This is a genomic window from Ralstonia sp. 110700041-2, assembly GCF_056280165.1.
The window spans coordinates 37,875-55,046 of the sequence record NZ_JBSFAI010000018.1 but is presented as its reverse complement, the minus strand read 5'-3'; the positions used below and the strand labels follow the sequence as shown (position 1 = coordinate 55,046).

Annotated in this window: 15 protein-coding genes; 3 read left to right on the top strand and 12 right to left on the bottom strand. The window is 65.8% G+C overall.

Annotated features, from left to right (window positions below):
• From garD to kdgD, 5 genes are all read right to left on the bottom strand, one after another.
• Positions 1-1,602 carry a galactarate dehydratase gene (gene garD, locus ACUXH0_RS23040; RefSeq protein ID WP_012430432.1) on the bottom strand — a complete coding sequence of 534 codons (1,602 nt, stop codon included), beginning with the start codon at positions 1,600-1,602 and terminating at the stop codon, positions 1-3.
• 41 nt (positions 1,603-1,643) lie between these two features.
• Entirely contained in the window at positions 1,644-3,053 is a 1,410-nt protein-coding gene (locus tag ACUXH0_RS23035; protein WP_182594691.1) for an enolase C-terminal domain-like protein, read from the bottom strand.
• An 18-nt stretch (positions 3,054-3,071) separates the two neighbouring features.
• The gene (locus ACUXH0_RS23030; RefSeq protein ID WP_012430434.1) at positions 3,072-4,424 is read right to left on the bottom strand and encodes an MFS transporter; all 1,353 of its coding nucleotides are present in this window, start codon (positions 4,422-4,424) and stop codon (positions 3,072-3,074) included.
• 100 nt (positions 4,425-4,524) lie between these two features.
• Positions 4,525-6,096, bottom strand: coding sequence for an aldehyde dehydrogenase (NADP(+)) (locus ACUXH0_RS23025; RefSeq protein WP_012430435.1), 1,572 nt, complete (start codon positions 6,094-6,096; stop codon positions 4,525-4,527).
• Between the two features lie 27 nt (positions 6,097-6,123).
• A complete protein-coding gene (gene kdgD, locus ACUXH0_RS23020) occupies positions 6,124-7,062 on the bottom strand; it encodes a 5-dehydro-4-deoxyglucarate dehydratase (protein WP_004633970.1) in 939 nt (312 codons plus the stop codon).
• A 339-nt stretch (positions 7,063-7,401) separates the two neighbouring features.
• On the opposite strand from kdgD, the gene ACUXH0_RS23015 reads away from it, so the two are divergent.
• Positions 7,402-8,298: a LysR family transcriptional regulator gene (locus ACUXH0_RS23015; protein ID WP_004633961.1), complete on the top strand. Its 897-nt coding sequence runs from the start codon at positions 7,402-7,404 to the stop codon at positions 8,296-8,298.
• A 55-nt stretch (positions 8,299-8,353) separates the two neighbouring features.
• Positions 8,354-8,719: a hypothetical protein gene (locus ACUXH0_RS23010; protein WP_012430436.1), complete on the top strand. Its 366-nt coding sequence runs from the start codon at positions 8,354-8,356 to the stop codon at positions 8,717-8,719.
• On the opposite strand, the gene ACUXH0_RS23005 is transcribed toward ACUXH0_RS23010, so the two are convergent.
• Genes ACUXH0_RS23005 through ACUXH0_RS22975 form a run of 7 tightly spaced genes read right to left on the bottom strand, consistent with a single transcriptional unit; the run spans position 8,716 to position 15,725 of the window.
• Positions 8,716-9,657 (bottom strand): ABC transporter substrate-binding protein, encoded by a 942-nt coding sequence (locus ACUXH0_RS23005; RefSeq protein ID WP_012430437.1) that lies wholly within the window; start codon positions 9,655-9,657, stop codon positions 8,716-8,718. The two genes, ACUXH0_RS23010 and ACUXH0_RS23005, sit on opposite strands and share 4 nt — an antisense overlap.
• Positions 9,658-9,682: 25 nt before the next feature.
• Positions 9,683-10,849, bottom strand: a complete 1,167-nt coding sequence (locus tag ACUXH0_RS23000) for a c-type cytochrome (protein ID WP_012430438.1) — start codon at positions 10,847-10,849, stop codon at positions 9,683-9,685.
• A gap of 14 nt (positions 10,850-10,863) precedes the next feature.
• Positions 10,864-11,661, bottom strand: a complete 798-nt coding sequence (locus ACUXH0_RS22995; RefSeq protein ID WP_004633954.1) for an ABC transporter ATP-binding protein — start codon at positions 11,659-11,661, stop codon at positions 10,864-10,866.
• The gene (locus ACUXH0_RS22990) at positions 11,655-12,692 is read right to left on the bottom strand and encodes an ABC transporter permease (protein ID WP_012430439.1); all 1,038 of its coding nucleotides are present in this window, start codon (positions 12,690-12,692) and stop codon (positions 11,655-11,657) included. The genes ACUXH0_RS22995 and ACUXH0_RS22990 overlap by 7 nt, the downstream gene beginning before the upstream one ends.
• A 35-nt stretch (positions 12,693-12,727) precedes the next feature.
• Positions 12,728-13,735 carry an ABC transporter substrate-binding protein gene (locus tag ACUXH0_RS22985; RefSeq protein WP_012430440.1) on the bottom strand — a complete coding sequence of 336 codons (1,008 nt, stop codon included), beginning with the start codon at positions 13,733-13,735 and terminating at the stop codon, positions 12,728-12,730.
• A 49-nt stretch (positions 13,736-13,784) separates the two neighbouring features.
• Entirely contained in the window at positions 13,785-14,624 is an 840-nt protein-coding gene (locus tag ACUXH0_RS22980; protein WP_012430441.1) for a class II aldolase/adducin family protein, read from the bottom strand.
• 9 nt (positions 14,625-14,633) lie between these two features.
• On the bottom strand, positions 14,634-15,725 hold the full coding sequence (locus tag ACUXH0_RS22975; RefSeq protein WP_012430442.1) for an LLM class flavin-dependent oxidoreductase: 1,092 nt from the start codon (positions 15,723-15,725) through the stop codon (positions 14,634-14,636).
• Positions 15,726-15,922: 197 nt separating this feature from the next.
• Between ACUXH0_RS22975 and ACUXH0_RS22970 the strand changes: the two genes are divergently transcribed.
• Complete coding sequence (locus ACUXH0_RS22970) at positions 15,923-17,131, top strand: acyl-CoA dehydrogenase family protein (RefSeq protein ID WP_012430443.1); 1,209 nt, start codon at positions 15,923-15,925, stop codon at positions 17,129-17,131.
• Positions 17,132-17,172: the final 41 nt, after the last annotated feature.

Sequence of the window (17,172 nt, the reverse complement as noted above, 5' to 3'; positions counted from 1 at the left end):
TCAGGTCACCGGGGCGGGGTTGAACAGGGCCAGCGAATTATGCAGGCCAAGCTTGTCGGCGCAGACTTGTTTGCGGCCGCTCGCCACGTCAAGAATCAGGTGGAACAGCTCCCAGCCGATGTCGGCAATGCTCGCTTCGCCCGTGGCGATGCGGCCGGCGTCGAGGTCGATCAGGTCATGCCAGCGCTCGGACAGCGCCTTGCGCGTCGACACTTTGATGACCGGCGCCATGGCCAGGCCATACGGCGTGCCGCGGCCGGTCGTGAACACCTGCAGGTTCATGCCGGAGGCCAGCTGCAACGTGCCGCACACGAAATCGCTGGCGGGCGTCGCAGCAAAGATCAGGCCCTTGCGACGCACTTTCTCACCCGGGCCAAGCACGTCGACGATGGGCGTGCTGCCCGACTTGACGATCGAACCCAGCGCCTTTTCCACCACGTTGGACAGGCCACCCTTCTTGTTGCCCGGCGACGGGTTGGCGCTGCGGTCAGTCTGGCCGCCGCTCAGGTAGTCGTCGTACCAGGCCATCTCGCGCAGCAGCGCGCGGCCGACGTCTTCATCGATGGCGCGCGGCGTGAGCAGATGGATGGCGTCACGCACCTCGGTCACTTCCGAAAACATCACGGTGCCGCCGGCTCGCACGATCAGGTCCGCCGCAAAGCCGACCGCCGGGTTGGCTGTCACGCCCGAAAACGCATCGCTGCCGCCGCACTGCACACCGACCACGAGATCGGAGGCCGGGCAGGTTTCGCGCTGGCGCTTGTTCAGATGTTCGAGGCGGCGCTCGGCCATCTCCATGATGGCGTCGGTCATGCCGATGAAGCCGTCGAAGGCTTCGTCCTGCAGACGCAGCACCGGCGAATCTGCGGTGCCGGCCACTTCGATCGGAATGCGCCCACCCGGTGCGAGCTTTTCCGGCACAAGGCGTTCGGGCACGAGCTTTTCGCAGCCCAGGCCGATCACCATGATCTCGCCGCCAAAGTTCGGATTCAGCGCCAGGTTCTGCAGCGTGCGGATCGGCACGATGGCGGCCGGCGCGTTGATGGCGACGCCGCAGCCGTACACATGGTTGAGCGCCACCACGTCGTCGACATTCGGGAAGCGCGGCAGCAGTTCGCGTTTGATGCGGCCCACGACGTAATCCGTCACGCCCGCCACGCACTGCACGCTGGTCATGATGCCGAGCACGTTCTTCGTGCCGACCGTGCCATCTGCATTGCGATAGCCCTCGAAGGTATAGCCCTCCAGCTTTGCCAGCTTTGGATCGGGGCGCGTGGCCAGCGGCAATTCATCCAGCGCGGGCGCGGATGGCAGCTTGACCGCATGTTCGTTGACCCAGCTACCGCGCGGCAGCGGCTTCACGGCATAGCCGATCACCTCGTTGTAGCGGATGATCGCGTCGCCTTCGGCCAGGTCGACCAGCGCCACCTTGTGGCCTTGGGGCACACCTTCGACTAGCACCGTGCCATCGGCGAGTGCCGTGCCAGCGGGCAGGCCGCGTGCGTTGACGACGATGGCGACGTTGTCACCGTCGTGCACGCGAATCGTCAGCGCCTTTTCAGTTGCGTTGCCGGCCTCGGGGGCCAGCGTCGGTTCAGACATCACAGACTCCGTGATTGATTCAAACTCAAACGGGCTTCTTTTCAGCGCCTCAGGCTCGGGCGTTTCGGGTCATACGTCCAGCCCGGCACGAGGTATTGCATGGCCATGGCGTCATCACGCGCGCCAGGGCCCAGGGTCTTGTACAGCGCATGGGCGGCCATGACGCGGTCCATGTCGATTTCGATGCCAAGGCCCGGGCGCTCCGGCACGGCCACGTGGCCGCCCTGGATGCGCAGCGGCTCGCGCGTCAGGCGCTCCTGGGCCTCCTGCCAGATCCAGTGCGTATCGATGGCCGTGATGTTGCCCGGCGCGGCGGCGGCCACATGCGTGAACATCGCCAGCGACACATCGAAGTGATTGTTGGAATGCGAGCCCCAAGTCAGACCCCACTCGTCGCAAAGCTGCGCGACGCGCACGGAGCCTTGCATGGTCCAGAAATGCGGATCGGCCAGCGGAATGTCGACTGCGTGCAGCTGGACTGCGTGGCCCATCTGGCGCCAGTCGGTGGCGATCATGTTGGTGGCCGTCGGGATACCGGTGGCACGCTTGAACTCGGCCATCACCTCGCGGCCCGAGTAACCGGCTTCGGGGCCGCACGGGTCTTCGGCATAGGCCACTAGATGCCCTTGGCCCTTGCACAGCGCAATTGCCTCGTTGAGCGACCATGCACCATTCGGGTCCAGCGTGACGCGGGCGTGCGGAAAGCGCGCCTTGATGGCGGCAATCGCTTCCATCTCTTCAGCGCCGGGCATCACGCCGCCCTTGAGCTTGAAATCGGCAAAACCGTAGCGCTCGGTGGCGGCTTCGGCCAGGCGGGCGATGGCGGCGGGTGTCATGGCAGCTTCGTGGCGCAAGCGCAGCCAGTCGTCTGCGCCGTTGGCGCCCTCCAGGTACGGCAGATCGGTCTTGCGACGATCGCCCACGTAGAACAGGTACGCGAGCATCGGCGCGCTATCGCGCTGCTGGCCGGCGCCCAGCAACTCCGCCACCGGCACTTCGAGAAACTGACCAAGCAGATCGAGCAGCGCCGCTTCCACCGCCGTGATGACGTTGTCCATGCGCAGGTTGATCTCGTGCGGCTGGCGCAGCACTGCCGCTTCCGAAGCGGAGGTCACCTGGTGCACCGTCGCCTGATGCGCGGCATTGCCGCCACCGGCCAGCGCCCGGCGAATGCTGCTCAGCACGCTATTGGTACGACCGATCGATTGACCGACCACCAGCGGAATCACACGCTCCAGCGCTTGGCGGATGCCCTCCCCGCCCGGCACCTCGCCCACGCCGGTACGCCCGGCGTTGTCCTTCAGGATCACGAGGTTGCGCGTAAAGAACGGTGCATGCGCGCCGCACAGGTTCAGCAGCATGCTGTCGCGACCCGCGACGGGAATCACCTGCATCTCCGTCACCCGCGGTGTGTGCGTGCGTGCGCCGGACTCGATCGATTGCAACGTCACTTACGAGGCTCCTGTGGCTTACAGCGGCTTCAGTTCCACACGCTTGATCTCGCCCACCATGAACAGGTAGCAGACGATGGCAACCGCGGCGTGGATCCCCACGTACACAAGCGCCCCGTTGAACGAGCCCGTGGTGTTGACGATGTAACCGATCGCGATGGGCGTGGTGATGCTCGACAGGTTGCCGAAGGTGTTCATCAGCGCGCCCGATAAGCCCGCAATCTGCTTGGGCGCCGTATCGGAGTTCACTGCCCAGCCCAGCGCACCGAGGCCCTTGCCGAAGAACGACAACGCCATCACGGCCACGACGACGGCCTGCGCATCGACGTAGTTGCAGATCACCATGGTCATGGAAAGCAGCATGCCCAGCACGATGGGTACCTTGCGCGCCATCGAAAGCGAGGCACCACGCCGGAGCAGCGCGTCAGAGATGATCCCGCCCAGAATGCCGCCCAGGAAGCCGCACACCGCCGGAATCGACGCGACGAAGCCCGCCTTCAGGATCGACATGCCGCGCGCCTGCACCAGATACACCGGGAACCACGTGATGAAGAAGTACGTGAGCGCATTGATGCAGTACTGCGCGATGTACACCCCCATCAGCATGCGGTTCTGCAGGAGCTGCTTCACGTAGCCGAGTTTCGGACCCTCAGCCTTGGCCACGCCGGCACGGTCCATGTTGACCAGGCCGCCGCCGGCTTCGATGTACTCGATTTCGGCGCGGTTGACGCCCGGGTGGTCTTTCGGTTCGTGTACGAAGGCTCTCCACACGACCGCCATGACAATGCCGATCACGCCCATCACGATAAACACGTGATGCCAGCCGAACGCGTGCACCAGCCAGGCCATCAGCGGGGCAAACACCACCGTGGCGGCATATTGCGCAGAGTTGAAGATGGCCGCTGCAGTGCCGCGCTCATTGGCCGGAAACCACGCCGCCACGATACGGCTGTTCGCCGGGAAGGACGGCGCCTCTGCCGCCCCCACCAGGAAGCGCAGGCAGAACACCATGACGATGGCGGCGGCGCCGGTAAAGAAACCGATGGCACCCTGCGCCAGCGTGAACAGCGACCACAGCAAAATGCTGAACGTGTAAACGCGCTTCGAACCGAAGCGGTCGAGCAGCCAGCCGCCCGGAATCTGCGCGATCACATAAGCCCAGCCAAACGCCGAAAAAATATAGCCAAGCGACACGGCATCGATGCCGAGTTCTTTTTGCATGGCCGAGCCGGCAATGGAGATGGTCGCCCGATCGGCGTAGTTGATGGTCGTCACGATAAACAGCATCGCGAGGATCACGAAACGCACGCGGCTCATGCGCTCAGCGCGCGGCACGGCCTGTGCTCCCACTGCGGGGGCTTTGATGTCCATCGTCTCCTCCTTGAGCCGGCACCCGTCGTGCCGGTCGGTTCAAGTTGCCGGGTCCTGTGCGGCCCGGCGTGTTGTCTTTTTCTATTTACGTGTTACGACTTCAGGCCCAGTTTCCATCCACGAACCGGCGCAGCTTGAGCGGGTTGGCGTCCTGCAGCGCTTCGGGCAGCAGTTCGGCCGGCAGATCCTGATAGCACACCGGGCGCAGGAAGCGCTCGATGGCCGCCGTGCCGACCGAAGTCGTGCGTGCATCCGTCGTTGCCGGCCACGGCCCGCCGTGCACCATGGCGTGGCACACCTCAACACCGGTTGGCCAGCCATTGGCCAGAATGCGCCCCGCCTTGCGTTCCAGAATCGGCAGCAGCGAACGCGCGATCGCCGTGTCGCCCGTATCCAGATGCAGCGTGGCGGTCAGTTGGCCTTCGAGCGATTCGGCCAGCGCGCGCAGCTCCTCCGCATCGCGGCAGCGCACGACCAGGCCGGTGGCGCCGAAGATCTCGTCGTGCAGCGCCGGTTGCGCCTGGAAGCTCTTCGCATCGGTGATGTAGAAGCCGGCTTGCCCGCGGTTGGGTTCGTCGCTGTCTTGGCCGCGTGCGACGCAGCGCACGTTGGCCTCGGAGGCCAGCTTGTCGACGCCACGGGTGTAGGCGCTGTGGATGCCTGCGGTGAGCATCGGCTGCGCAGCCACGCCGCCCATGGCCGCAGCGGCGGCAGCCTCAAAGGCATCCAGTTCCGGCCCGTCGATGGCGAGCAGCAGGCCCGGGTTCGTACAGAACTGGCCCGCACCCATCGTGAGCGATGCCACGTACTGCTGACCCAGCGCAGCAGCACGCTTGGCCAGTGCGTCGGGCAACAGGAAGACGGGGTTGATGGCGCTCAACTCGCCATATACCGGAATCGGCTGCGGACGCGCCTGCGCAATGCGCAGCAGCGCCTGACCGCCTGCACGCGAGCCTGTAAAGCCCACTGCCTGAATATGCGGATCAGCCACCAGTGCGCCCGCCACATCGTTGTCCGCCAGGATGAGCGAGAACACGCCCTCCGGCAGCCCGCATTGCGCAACCGCCGCTTGAATGGCGCAACCCACGAGTTCAGACGTACCCGGGTGCGCCGGATGCGCCTTGACGACCACCGGACAACCCGCAGCCAACGCTGACGCGGTATCCCCGCCTGCCACCGAGAACGCCAGCGGGAAGTTGCTCGCGCCAAACACGGCGACGGGCCCCAGCGCAATGCGGCGCATGCGCAAGTCCGAGCGCGGCAACGGCTTGCGTTCGGGCAGAGCCGAATCCAGGCGTGCGCCCACGGCATCACCGGCACGCACCACGCTTGCAAACAGGCGCAGCTGGTTGCACGTGCGGCCGCGCTCGCCTTCCAGGCGCGGACGCGGCAATGCCGATTCGGCCATCGCGCGTTCGATCAAGGCATCGCCCAGCGCTTCGATCTGGCTGGCGATGGCTTCCAGGAAGGCTGCACGGGTTTCCGGCGCGGTCTCGCGGTAAACGTCAAAAGCCGCGGCGGCCAGTTCAGCGGCACGTGCGGCCTCGGCCTTGGAGGCCAGGGTGAATTCCGGTTCGAGCCATTCCCCGGTGGCGGGGTTCATGGCGCGAACCTTGCCGGCACCACCCGCTACGCGGGCGGCACCCAACAACAGTTCGCCGCTCAATTGCATAAGGATTCCTTGTGTTTTCGGTTGCGCTCAGGCCGCCAGCTTTTCCACTTCGGCAACGCGCGACACCAACGCCGACAGTTCTGCAATCTCGGCGTCGGTCAGGTCGGTCAACGGAGCACGGACCGGACCTGCGTCACGGCCGATGACCTTCATACCGGCCTTGACGATCGACACCGCATAGCCGCGCTTGCGGTTGCGCAGCTGGATGTACGGCAGCACGAACTCGTTGAGCATCTTGTAGACCTTGGCATTGTCGAACGCGCGCACGGCGGCGTAGAACTCTAGCGCGAACTTCGGCACGAAGTTGAAGATGGCCGACGAATACGTCGTCACGCCCATCGTCAGGTACGGCAGTGCAAAAGTCTCGGCCGTCGGCAGGCCGCCGACATAGGTAAAGCGGTCGCCCAGGCGGGCGTAAATGCGCGTCATCAGTTCCAGATCGCCCACGCCGTCCTTGAAGCCGACCAGGTTCGGGCAGCGGTCTGCCAGGCGTTCCAGGTGGTTCTCGTCGAGGACCTGGTTGGCGCGGTTGTAGACGATCACGCCGAGCTTGGTCGATTTGCAGACCTGCTCCACGTGCGCGGCCACGCCGTCGGCAGAGGCTTCGGTCAGGTACGGCGGCAGCAGCAGGATGCCGTCGGCGCCGGCAGCTTCTGCGGCTTTGCAGTATTCGATCGATTCGGCCGTGCCGCGGCCGGCCGGGGCGATCACCGGAATCTTGCCGGCGGTTTCAGCCACGGCAGCACGCACCACGCGGTCCGTCTCAGCTGCGGTGAGCGAGAAGAATTCGCCCGTGCCACCCGCCGCAAACAGGCCGGCTGCCTCGTGGCTGAACAGCCAGCTGAGGTTGGCGCGATACGCGGCCTCGTCGAACGACAGATCCGACGCCTTGAAGTGCGTGATGGGGAAGGACAGCAGACCGGAGCCGATCTGTTGGGCGAACTCTTTGGGGCTGTATCGGGACATGTCTCGCTCGTGATGAATGCGTGTTGTTGATGAGCGAATTCTTGCATCGGGATCGATTCAAGTCCAAGCCAACTAATAACTCGATTAATACAGAACTTGTATTGATACAGGGTCTTCCCTAAGCTGCCAGTCCCGATGCTGCGGCCGCACGTGACGGCGCGGCCGCGCCTGCTTAGTGCCCTGTCACACCGCGCCTTCGGGCTCGACGTAAAGCGCATACAGGGAATCCGAACTCGCCATTTCCTGCATCGATCTGCCCCGAGGGCGAGCCGATTCTTGCATCGGCGATCTTTCCGATTCAAGATAAGCACTGACTCTATCCATACCGTTTTTGAATCGATGTTTGAACTCAGCCAACTCCGCTGCTTTGTCGCCGTGGCCGAAGAACTGCACTTTGGGCGGGCGGCAGAACGCCTGCACATGACCCAGCCGCCGCTGTCGCGCCAGGTCCGCCTGCTCGAACATCAGGTCGGCACCGAACTGCTGGAGCGCAACAGCCGCTCGGTCAAGCTGACGGCCGCGGGGCGCAGTTTTCTGCCCGACGCATCGCGCATCCTGCGCCTGGCGGACGAGGCGGCGGCGACGGCCCGGCGTGTGGCCACGGGCGCTGCTGGGCAGTTGGCGATCGGCTTTACCGCGTCGGTCGGCTATGGCAAGTTGCCCTCGCTAGTGAGCGCCGTGCGGGCCGCTTCACCCGGCGTGCGATTGACGCTGAAGGAGATGGTGAGCGGCGCGCAGCTCTCGGCGCTGGATGCGCGCGAAATCGACGTCGGCCTGCTGCGCCCGCCGGTGGAGCACGGCGAGCTGATTGCCGTGCCGTGCTCGCAGGAAGCGCTCGTGATCGCCCTGCCGGAAGCGGTGGCGGACAGTTGGCCGCAACGCCCCAGCCTGCGCGATTGCGAGGGCCAGCCGCTGCTGATGTATTCGCCATACGAGGCGCGCTATTTCCACCAGATGGTCAGCAGCCTGCTGGAGCGCGCGGAGGTGCTGCCCGACATCGTTGAATACGTCAGCCAGATCCACTCGATGCTGGCGCTGGTGCGTGCAGGCATCGGCGTAGCGCTCATTCCCGCAGCGGCGGCCATGCTGCACTTCGAAGGCGTCGTCTACCGCCCGGTACGCACCACGCCGGCCAAGCCGGTCGAACTCTGGATGGCCTATCGCAAGGACAACGACAACCCCGTCTTCAACGTGCTCAAGACGGTGCTGCACAACGCCCTTGCCGAGCGGCGCTGAACTCACGCGGCACCGCACTTGCTGGAGCCATGGCGATCCCGACCCGGAGACCGCCATGCCGAAAACACCCCAGAACATTCCACGCACCGCCCTGTGGCTCGCCGCGGCGGCCATCGGCCTGACGGTGGTTGCTTTGCCGCATCCCGCCCACGGCAAACTGCCGCCGCCCACGCCGGCTGAGCAAGCCGCCGCTGCCCAGCAGGCCGAGACCGAGCGCGCCCAGAAGGCGCAGGAGCAGGCCCAGCTGACCGCAGTGCAGGACCGTCTGGCAGCGCGCTTTGGCAATGGCGGCAACAACGCGCCAGACGCTGCCACGCCGGTCGCCAACCTGCCCAAGAACGTCGCGGAAGCGCCGGGTACCGCCGGCCCGCATGGTGGCTCGCGGCCGAGCGCGGAATCCCATTCAGGCAACGCCCGCTAGGCGATTAGCGGAAAGCCCGTGTCAAACGTGGTAGCCACCTCCAGCCGCTGTTTGAGCAGGCCCACCTTCACGTAGAAATCGGCCGTGCGCTGCTGCTCCGCAATGAGCTGCGGATCGATGGCGCGCCACACAGTCTGCCGCCGCGCAAACTGCAGCCGCGCGGCCTCCGGCGCAATGCCGATGATGCGGGCCAGCGTGGCTGAAAAGCTATCGACATGCTGATACGACCACACCTGCGCGCGTACCACGCGCTGCAGGAAATCGCGCAGCGCGTCGCGCTTGGCCGCCAGGGCCGCGTCGGTCGCCGCCAGGTAGCTGAGGCCCGACCACAACCCGCGTCCGTTGACCAGCACGCGCGCATGCTTGGCCGTTTCGGCCATCGCGGTGTAAGGCTCCCACGTTGACCACGCATCGATCGAACCGTTGACCAGCGCAAGCTTGGCATCCGCAGGCGGCAGAAAACGGAAGTTGGCGTCGTCCGGGCCCAGCCCTGCAGATTCCAACGCCTTGAGCGCCACGAAGTGCCCGATCGACCCGCGGTTTGTGCCGATCGACTTGCCTTTCAGATCCGCGGCGGTCTTCAGCGGAGAATCCGGCCGCACCAGCACCGCCGTGCCGTATGGGTCGGATCGGTTGGCGCCGATCAGCTTGATGCGCGTACCCGCCGCCAAGGCAAAGATGGCTGGCGCATCCCCAATGGGGCCCAAGTCGACGGCGCCTGCATTGAGCGCTTCGGCCAGCGGTGCGGCCGCCGGAAATTCGGTCCATTGGATGTCGTACGGCACGCCTTTGAGCGCGTCGGCGGCTTCGAGCAGCGCGCGCAGTCCGCCCTTCTGGTCGCCGGCCTTGAGCACGAGGCGGGGTTGCGCGATGGACAAGGCAGGCGCGGCAGCGAGTGCCAGCGTGGATTGCAGAAAACGTCGTCGATGTTGCGGCATGGTGATGGAGCGATGCGGTCGAGGGTCAGTGGATGAAGCCGCCTTTCACATAGCGCACGGGTTCGGCGTCCATGCGGGCGATCAAGGAATCGAGGCCGCTCGTGCTGCGGGCGGTCCCGCGTGCGGCCGAAGTGCAGAGGAAATCGGCATCGGACCACGTGGTGCCCGGTGCGCCGCGTGCGCGCAACCAGCCGTTGCGGTCGGCCAGCAACTGCGTGCCGGAGAACGCTTGCGGCGCAGCACCGGCGATGGCGGCGAAGACGCTCCAGGCGTCGGCGCCTGTCGCCACGCAACGCGCCTGGAACGCGCGCGTTGGCGGTGGCAACCTGCCATCCGGCGTGATCAGCAATGTCTGGAAACGCGGATCTTCCAGCGGGATGTCGGTGCTCGATGCCGCATCCACCGCCACCACGCGCACGCGTTGGCCGTTGCGCCACGTCGCCAGGGATTGCGGCAGCGCATCGCCGCAGCGCACGGACAACGCGGGCAGCGCCACCGGCAGCGGCCAGCCGCCGGCGCGCACGCCGCCACGCGCGGCCAGCACCTTCATGGCGTCGAGTACCGCCCAGATATCGGCATCGCTCAGTCGACCGGCAAATGCAGGCATGGTGGACGCACCTTGCGTGTCCTGCATGCCGTGGGCGATGTGCCAGAACAGCTCGCCATCGGCATGACGGCCAAGCAATGGGCCGACCACCGTGGGTGGCCAGCGCGTAAGCGTGGCGGCCAAGGGGCCTTCGCCCCGGCCGTCTGCGCCGTGGCAGCTTGCGCACGCGGCGTTGTAGATGCGCGTGCCCTGCGTGATGGACGCCACCGAAAAAGCCGTTGGGCTCACATGGAAACTCGTCGGCACGGCGGGCGCCACCACAACCGCCGAGGGCCACGGCGCCACCACAAGCAGGCCCGCCGCAACACCGGATGACACCGGCCGCCACCGCCTCACGAGCACGGCGATCACGACGGCCAGCAACGCCAGCATCAAGGCAATCAGCGTCAGGCCAAGCTGCTGCGCTTGCCCAAGGTCGATCAACAGGGTTTCGCCCGCGATGCGCACGTCCCACGGCCATGCCGGCTGCCCGTGTGCCTCGCCGGTCAGCCCAAGCGTGTGCATCAGCACCAGCACGCCGTGCTGCGCCCATTGCAGAAAGCCAAGCAACGCGTTGAGCCAGACCGTCGCTTCCGGTCCGCTCATGATGATGCCGCCATCTACCAGGTCTCGCCGAGGCCGAGATGACCCAGCGCCTCGTGCCGCAACGCGCTCAAGCGCGGGTCGCCGCGATGGCGTGGGTAAGGCAGATCCACCGTCAGTTCCGCCGTGATGCGCGCCGGGCGCGGGCTGAAGATGACCACACGCTGCGCCAGGAACAACGCCTCCTCCACATCGTGCGTCACCAGCACGGTCGAGAAGCGCGCGCGTTGCCACAGCGTCACCAGCTCGCTCTGCATGGCCAGCCGCGTGAGTGAATCCAGCTTGCCCAGCGGTTCGTCCAGCACCAGCAACTGCGGATCGTTGACCAGCGCACGCGCCAGCGCCACGCGTTGCGCCATGCCGCCCGAGAGCTCATGCGGAAACGCCCGATGAAAGCCGCCCAGGCCCACGCGCTCCAGAGCATCGTCCACGCGGTCACGCTCTGCGTTGAGCACACCGCGCGCTTGCAGGCCCAGCGCGACGTTGTCCCACACGCGCCGCCATGGGTAGAGCGTCGGGTCCTGGAAGACGACCACACGCGACGGGTCCGGCGCGTCGATGGGGGCATCGTCCTGCAGGATGCGGCCGCGCGTGGGCGGCTCCAGCCCCGCAATCAGGCGCAGCAGCGTGGACTTGCCGCAACCGCTTGGCCCGAGCAGCGCAACGAACTCACCCGGCTGTATGGTCAGGCTCACACCGTCGAGCACCTGCAGCGGATTGGCGCGGCTGCCAAACCAGTGGCTGACGCCCTGCACGTCGATACGCGCCCCGACAGTGGCCGCAGGCGGCGCCTCGCGTTCCAGCACGGCTACCATTTCAGCGTCCCCTTCTGCCAGACCAGCGCGCGGTCACGCACCTTGAAGAGCAGCGTGATGATGCTGGAGAACAGCAGCGCCATGACGATCAGCGCGGCATACATGTTGACGTACGATGCCCAGCCTTGCGCCCAGGTCAGGTACCAGCCGAGGCCCGACTTCACGCCCATCATCTCCGCCGTCACCAGCACCGTGAACGAAGCGCCCAGCCCCATGAACAGCCCCACGAACACCTGCGGCAGGGCTGCCGGAATCGCCACACGCAGCACCAGGAATGCGTTGGATGCGCCCAGCGTGCGGGCAACGTCGTAGTAGCTTTTGCTCACGCCCGCCACGCCGGACCACGTGAGCACCGCCACGGGAAAGCCGGCTGCCAAGGCGATCAGGAAAGCCGCCGCCGAATAGCTCGACGGGAAGAAGTAGAACGTGATCGGCAACAGCGCCGTCGCCGGCAACGGCCCGAGAATGCGCAGCACCGGATGCACCCAGTAACCCACTGCGCGCGACCAGCCGATCGACACGCCCACCAGAAAGCCCGTCAACGCACCAAGCAGATAGCCGATGCCGAGCAGCTTGAGCGTATTCAGCACGCTGTCGCCCAGACGCGGCCAGTCTTCCGAATAGACCTCGATCAATGCCTGCGGCGGCGCAAAGAACGGTGTGGGCAATGCACCGGACTTGGCGGTCAGCACCTCCCACAACGCCAGCACCGCAGGCACGGCGATCAGCCATGGCCCGGCCGGTTGCAGCGCTTCCTGCACGGGCCGCAACGGGGACACATGGCCCGCCGCCAACGCCATCACGAACAGCGCAATGCCAACGATCAACGCGGTAACGCCCAACTCCACCGTGAATGCCCAGTCGCTGAAACCGACCACGTGATTGGGCCAGCGCCACGTCAGCAAGCCGAAGGCGGCCCAGGCCAATGCGGCCACGGCGCCGGTGCGCCATGCGCCTCCGCGCTCGACGGCATCGGCAAATGGGTTGGAGAGCGCGGCAGACGCCTCCAGTGTTTGCGGGATGGTGCTCATGTCGATGTGTTCCTCATGTGCTCACACGCCGTGCGTCAGGCCAGCACATTCACGTACACGTGCTGCGCCAGGCGCTGCGGATCGGTGGTCTTCTTGATGACGCCGATGCGGCGGAAGTCTTCCGCGTAGAAGGCGATCTCGTCGCGCAGGTCGACGCCGGTCGGGTGATGCGTGTACGTGAGCGTGGCGTAGAGCTTGCGCAAGTCGTCCAGCGCCACCTTGGGCGAATACTTGGCAAACACCTTGGCCGCCTCATTCGGGTTTTCGTTGACGAAATCCGTGGCTTGCACAATCGAACGCGCCAGTGCGGATGCCGTCGGGCGGTCATTGCGGACCAGCTCGCCGCGTGCGCCGATCACGCAGCAGACCTTGCGTGCGTATTCACCGGAGAGGTTCGTGGCCAGCTCCACGTAGGCGCCGTTCGTGCGCTTCTCCAGCAGGAAAAGGTTGGGGTCGCCGTCGGCAATCGCCTGGATCTCGCCTTTGTCCACCGCCACGCCCAGCAGGTCGGCCGGGTACTGGCGCCACGTGACGTCCTTGTCCGGGTCAATGCCGTTCTTGGCCAGCAGGATGGTGAAGAAGTGCTTGCCCGGGGCAGCAAGATCGCTCACGCCTACGGTTTTTCCCTTGAGCGCCGCCAGGCTGGTGACGCCTGCCGCCTTGGAACCCACAAGCCGCACACAGCCGCCATGCGAGCTGCCGATGATCTTCACGTCGAAGCCCGCTTCCAGCGGCTTGAGCCAGCGGTGAATCATGCCCACTGCGGCATCTGCCTTGCCGGTGGCGATCGATTCGAGCAGTTGATCGGTCGAGCCGCTGTAGTTGATCAGATCGACGTGCAGTCCGTTCTTTTCGAAGAAGCCGCGTTCCTGCGCCACCACGATGGGCGTCAGGCAAAACGCGTTCTGGTTCCAAGCAAACGTCAGCTTGCGCTGTTGCGAGTAGGCCTTGCGGCCCAGGATCAATGCCGGTGCAGCCAGCGCCGTGGCGGCCGCTGCGTGCAATATCTTGCGGCGCGAGATGCCCGCGGTCTCTTCGCTCATTGAATGCTCCCCGTGATGATGTGTTCGATCTGTTCTGTCAGGCGACGGCTTAATCGAGCACGTCCGGCTCGGCCGCGACCAGGCCGGCGTAAAGGCTTTCGAACGCGTGCAGCGCACCCTCCTGGCCGCCCACCTGGCTGTGGGTGTGGCGCGCGGTGGCGGCATCGATGGGCTGCGGCGTGCCCGCGGCTTCGGCAAGCAGTTGCGTGTGGGCAGCGTTGTCCAGCGCGATGTACCACCACGCTGCGGCTTCCAACGTCGGGCCTGCCGTGAGGATGCCGTGGTTCTTCAGGATCACGCCCTTGTGCGTGCCGCCGTCGGGCTTGGTGAGGGCATGCGCAATGCGCTCGCCTTCGCTGGAATCGACCACCATGCCGGTGAAGTCGTCGAACAGCGCATGGTCTTCATAGAACGAGCATGCATCCTGCGTGAGCGGATCCAGCGGCCGGCCCAGGGTCGACCACGCCTTGCCGTAGGTCGAATGGGTGTGCGCCGCAGCCACGATGTGCGGATGCGCTTCGTGAATCGCCGCATGAATCGCAAACGCCGCCTTGTTCAGCGGCCGGTTGCCGATGACGGTCTCGCCACGCGCGTTCACGAGCAGCAGGTCCGTCACCTTGATGCGCGAGAAATGCACCCCCAGCGGGTTGACCCAGAAGTGGTCCGTCAACTCCGGGTCGCGCGCGGTGATGTGGCCCGCCAGCCCGAGGTCAAAGCCGTGCCGCGCAAACAGGCGGAACGCCCCCGCAAGCCGCTCCTGCCGATGGCGCCGCTCGGCCTCGAGCGTGGGGCGCGTGGCGGGCGGATCAAACCAGAATTTCTGCTGCGGCGTGCTGTTCAGCTTGAGCGTGGACGATGCGGGGCGCTCGATAGAGAAGACTGCGCTCATGCCCGTGCCTCACGCGGCCTTGCGCTGCGCTTCACGCTGCGCCACCAGCTCGCGCACGCGCGGGATGAGCGTGCGACCGTAATCCACCACGTCTTCCAGCGGATCAAAACCGCGGATCAGGAAGGTGGTGACGCCCAGGTCGTAGTAGTCGAGCAGCGCATCGGCCACTTGCTCCGGCGTGCCGACCAGCGAGGTGGAATTGGAACGTCCACCAGTTTCCTTGGCGATGGCCGTCCACAAACGTTTGTCGACGCGCTCGCCTTGTTCGGCTGCCGCGAGCAGGCGGCGTGCGCCCTCGCTCTGTTGCGGGCCGCCTCGGCTGTAGCCCTGCTGCACACGCAGCGCGCGCGTCCGCTCAAGGATGTTCTCTGCCCGTGCCCAGGCGGCGTCTTCCGTTTCCGCCAGGATCGGGCGGAACGACACAGAAAACCGGATGCTGCGCCCGTGCTTGGCGGCTTCGGCCCGCACGCGCGTTGTCAGATCGCGCACCTGGTCGAGCGATTCACCCCACAGCGCATACACGTCGGCATGCTTGCCGGCCACCTCGACGGCCACGTCCGAAGCACCACCGAAGTAGATCGGCACATGGGGCTTCTGCGCGGGCTTCACCTCGGAGAAGCCTTGCTCGAAGCGATAGAACGTGCCCTCGTGGTCGAACGGCTTCGACTCTGTCCAGATGCGCCGCAGGATGCCCAGGTATTCGTCCGTGCGTGCATAGCGCTGGTCGTGGTCGAGATAGTCGCCATCACGCCGTTGCTCGCTGTCGGAACCGCCCGAGATGAAGTGCACGCCCAGGCGGCCACCGGTGAACTGGTCCAGCGTGGCAATCTGGCGCGCGGCCAGCGTCGGATTGGTAAACCCGGGCCGGTGCGCAAGCATGAAGTGAATGCGCTCCGTCAACGCGGCTGCATATGAGATCGTGAGCGTGGCCGACGGCCCCGTCGAATGGTGCGGCACGAGGATGCGATCAAAGCCGGCCTGTTCGTGCGCCTGTGCAAAGGCACGTACGTAATCGCGGTCGATCACCGGCCCGTTCGGATCGGGCGGGTGAATTTCAGACTGCTTCTGGCTCTGGATCATGCCGATGAAATCGACGCTCATGCTGGCTCCGTTCCGCATATCGTTAGAAGACTTGCGAGGCATTGCGCCCCGCCATGAATGCGAATGAAGTTACGTCACCACCCGCATTGCACTAACGAATAATTTCAACGCTGCATATACGGCATAGGTCGTTCGTGGCGCCTGGCAACCCGGATACGCTGTGCGCCAATGCCACTTGCTTCGCACATTGCATCGCCATGTCGCCTGCTCCCTTGCATCGCCTGCCAACGCCGCCCGACCGGCTTGCCGAAGCGCTGGCCACCATTGCTCCGCAGCTGGCCGCGTCAGCCGCAGAGCATGATCTGCAGGGCAACTTCCCGCACGACAACTTCGCGCTGCTGCACGCCTCGGGCCTGATTGCACAGGTCATCCCGCAAACGCATGGCGGTGGCGGCGCCGGCCTGCAGACGGCACGCCAGATCATTGCGTCCATCGCGCATGCCGATGCAGCCACTGCGCTTGTGCTGACGATGACGTACCTGCAGCACCGCGCCATCGCACGTGCCGATACGCGCTGGCCCGCGCATGTTCGGCAACAGGTGTTTGCGACTGCGCTGAATGAAGGCGCGCTCATCAACGCGCTGCGCGTGGAGCCGGACCTCGGCACGCCCGCACGCGGCGGTTTGCCCGCCACAGTGGCAACGCGTGTCGGCAATCGCTGGCGCATCCGGGGCCGCAAGCTCTACAGCACCGGCAGCCCTGCCCTGCGCTGGCTATCCGTGTGGGGCCGCACCGATGAAGCCGAGCCGCGCGTGGGGATTTTTCTCGTGCCGCGTCCGTTGCCGGAAACACCGGGTATCCGCATCGAAGAAACCTGGAACCACCTCGGCTTGCGTGCCTCGGGCAGCCACGACGTCATCCTCGAAGATGTGGAGATTCCGCTCGACCACGCCGTCGATATCCGCCCTGCTTCGGAATGGGCAGCGCACAGTGCCGCGCAAGCCGACACGGGCGCGCAACTCGACCAGCAAGCATGGATGAACGTGCTGCTCGGCAGCCTGTACGACGCCGTGGCGCAGGCCGCGCGCGACTGGCTCATCCAGTTTCTGAACACGCGGGCACCGGCCAACCTGGGCGGGCCGCTGGCCACGCTGCCGCGCATGCAGGAAGTGGTGGGCGAGGTTGCCGCCGCGCTGCAAACCAACCGCGTGCTGCTCGATCATGCAGCCGAAGCCGCCGATGCGGGCGCGCCGCTTTCCATCACCGACAGCGGGCTGCTCAAGTACACCGTCACCGCCAACGCGATCCGCGCCGTGGAGTTGGCGCTGCAGCTGTCCGGCAATCACGGCCTGTCGCGCCGCAACCCGCTCGAGCGCCATTATCGCGATGTGCTGTGCAGCCGCATTCACACGCCGCAGAACGACTCCATCCTGCTGGCAGCCGGCCGCACTGCGCTCGGGGTTTAGCTGGACGCCGCCAACCAAGTCCAGCAAGATGCCCAAAAATC

What these genes read in the sequence shown, in the direction of transcription:
- garD (WP_012430432.1), bottom strand. Translation starts at nt 1,602, where the DNA reads ATGTCTGAACCGACGCTGGCCCCCGAGGCCGGCAACGCAACTGAAAAG.
- ACUXH0_RS23030 (WP_012430434.1), bottom strand. Translation starts at nt 4,424, where the DNA reads ATGGACATCAAAGCCCCCGCAGTGGGAGCACAGGCCGTGCCGCGCGCT.
- ACUXH0_RS23025 (WP_012430435.1), bottom strand. Translation starts at nt 6,096, where the DNA reads ATGCAATTGAGCGGCGAACTGTTGTTGGGTGCCGCCCGCGTAGCGGGT.
- kdgD (WP_004633970.1), bottom strand. Translation starts at nt 7,062, where the DNA reads ATGTCCCGATACAGCCCCAAAGAGTTCGCCCAACAGATCGGCTCCGGT.
- ACUXH0_RS23015 (WP_004633961.1), top strand. Translation starts at nt 7,402, where the DNA reads ATGTTTGAACTCAGCCAACTCCGCTGCTTTGTCGCCGTGGCCGAAGAA.
- ACUXH0_RS23010 (WP_012430436.1), top strand. Translation starts at nt 8,354, where the DNA reads ATGCCGAAAACACCCCAGAACATTCCACGCACCGCCCTGTGGCTCGCC.
- ACUXH0_RS23005 (WP_012430437.1), bottom strand. Translation starts at nt 9,657, where the DNA reads ATGCCGCAACATCGACGACGTTTTCTGCAATCCACGCTGGCACTCGCT.
- ACUXH0_RS23000 (WP_012430438.1), bottom strand. Translation starts at nt 10,849, where the DNA reads ATGAGCGGACCGGAAGCGACGGTCTGGCTCAACGCGTTGCTTGGCTTT.
- ACUXH0_RS22995 (WP_004633954.1), bottom strand. Translation starts at nt 11,661, where the DNA reads ATGGTAGCCGTGCTGGAACGCGAGGCGCCGCCTGCGGCCACTGTCGGG.
- ACUXH0_RS22990 (WP_012430439.1), bottom strand. Translation starts at nt 12,692, where the DNA reads ATGAGCACCATCCCGCAAACACTGGAGGCGTCTGCCGCGCTCTCCAAC.
- ACUXH0_RS22985 (WP_012430440.1), bottom strand. Translation starts at nt 13,735, where the DNA reads ATGAGCGAAGAGACCGCGGGCATCTCGCGCCGCAAGATATTGCACGCA.
- ACUXH0_RS22980 (WP_012430441.1), bottom strand. Translation starts at nt 14,624, where the DNA reads ATGAGCGCAGTCTTCTCTATCGAGCGCCCCGCATCGTCCACGCTCAAG.
- ACUXH0_RS22975 (WP_012430442.1), bottom strand. Translation starts at nt 15,725, where the DNA reads ATGAGCGTCGATTTCATCGGCATGATCCAGAGCCAGAAGCAGTCTGAA.
- ACUXH0_RS22970 (WP_012430443.1), top strand. Translation starts at nt 15,923, where the DNA reads ATGTCGCCTGCTCCCTTGCATCGCCTGCCAACGCCGCCCGACCGGCTT.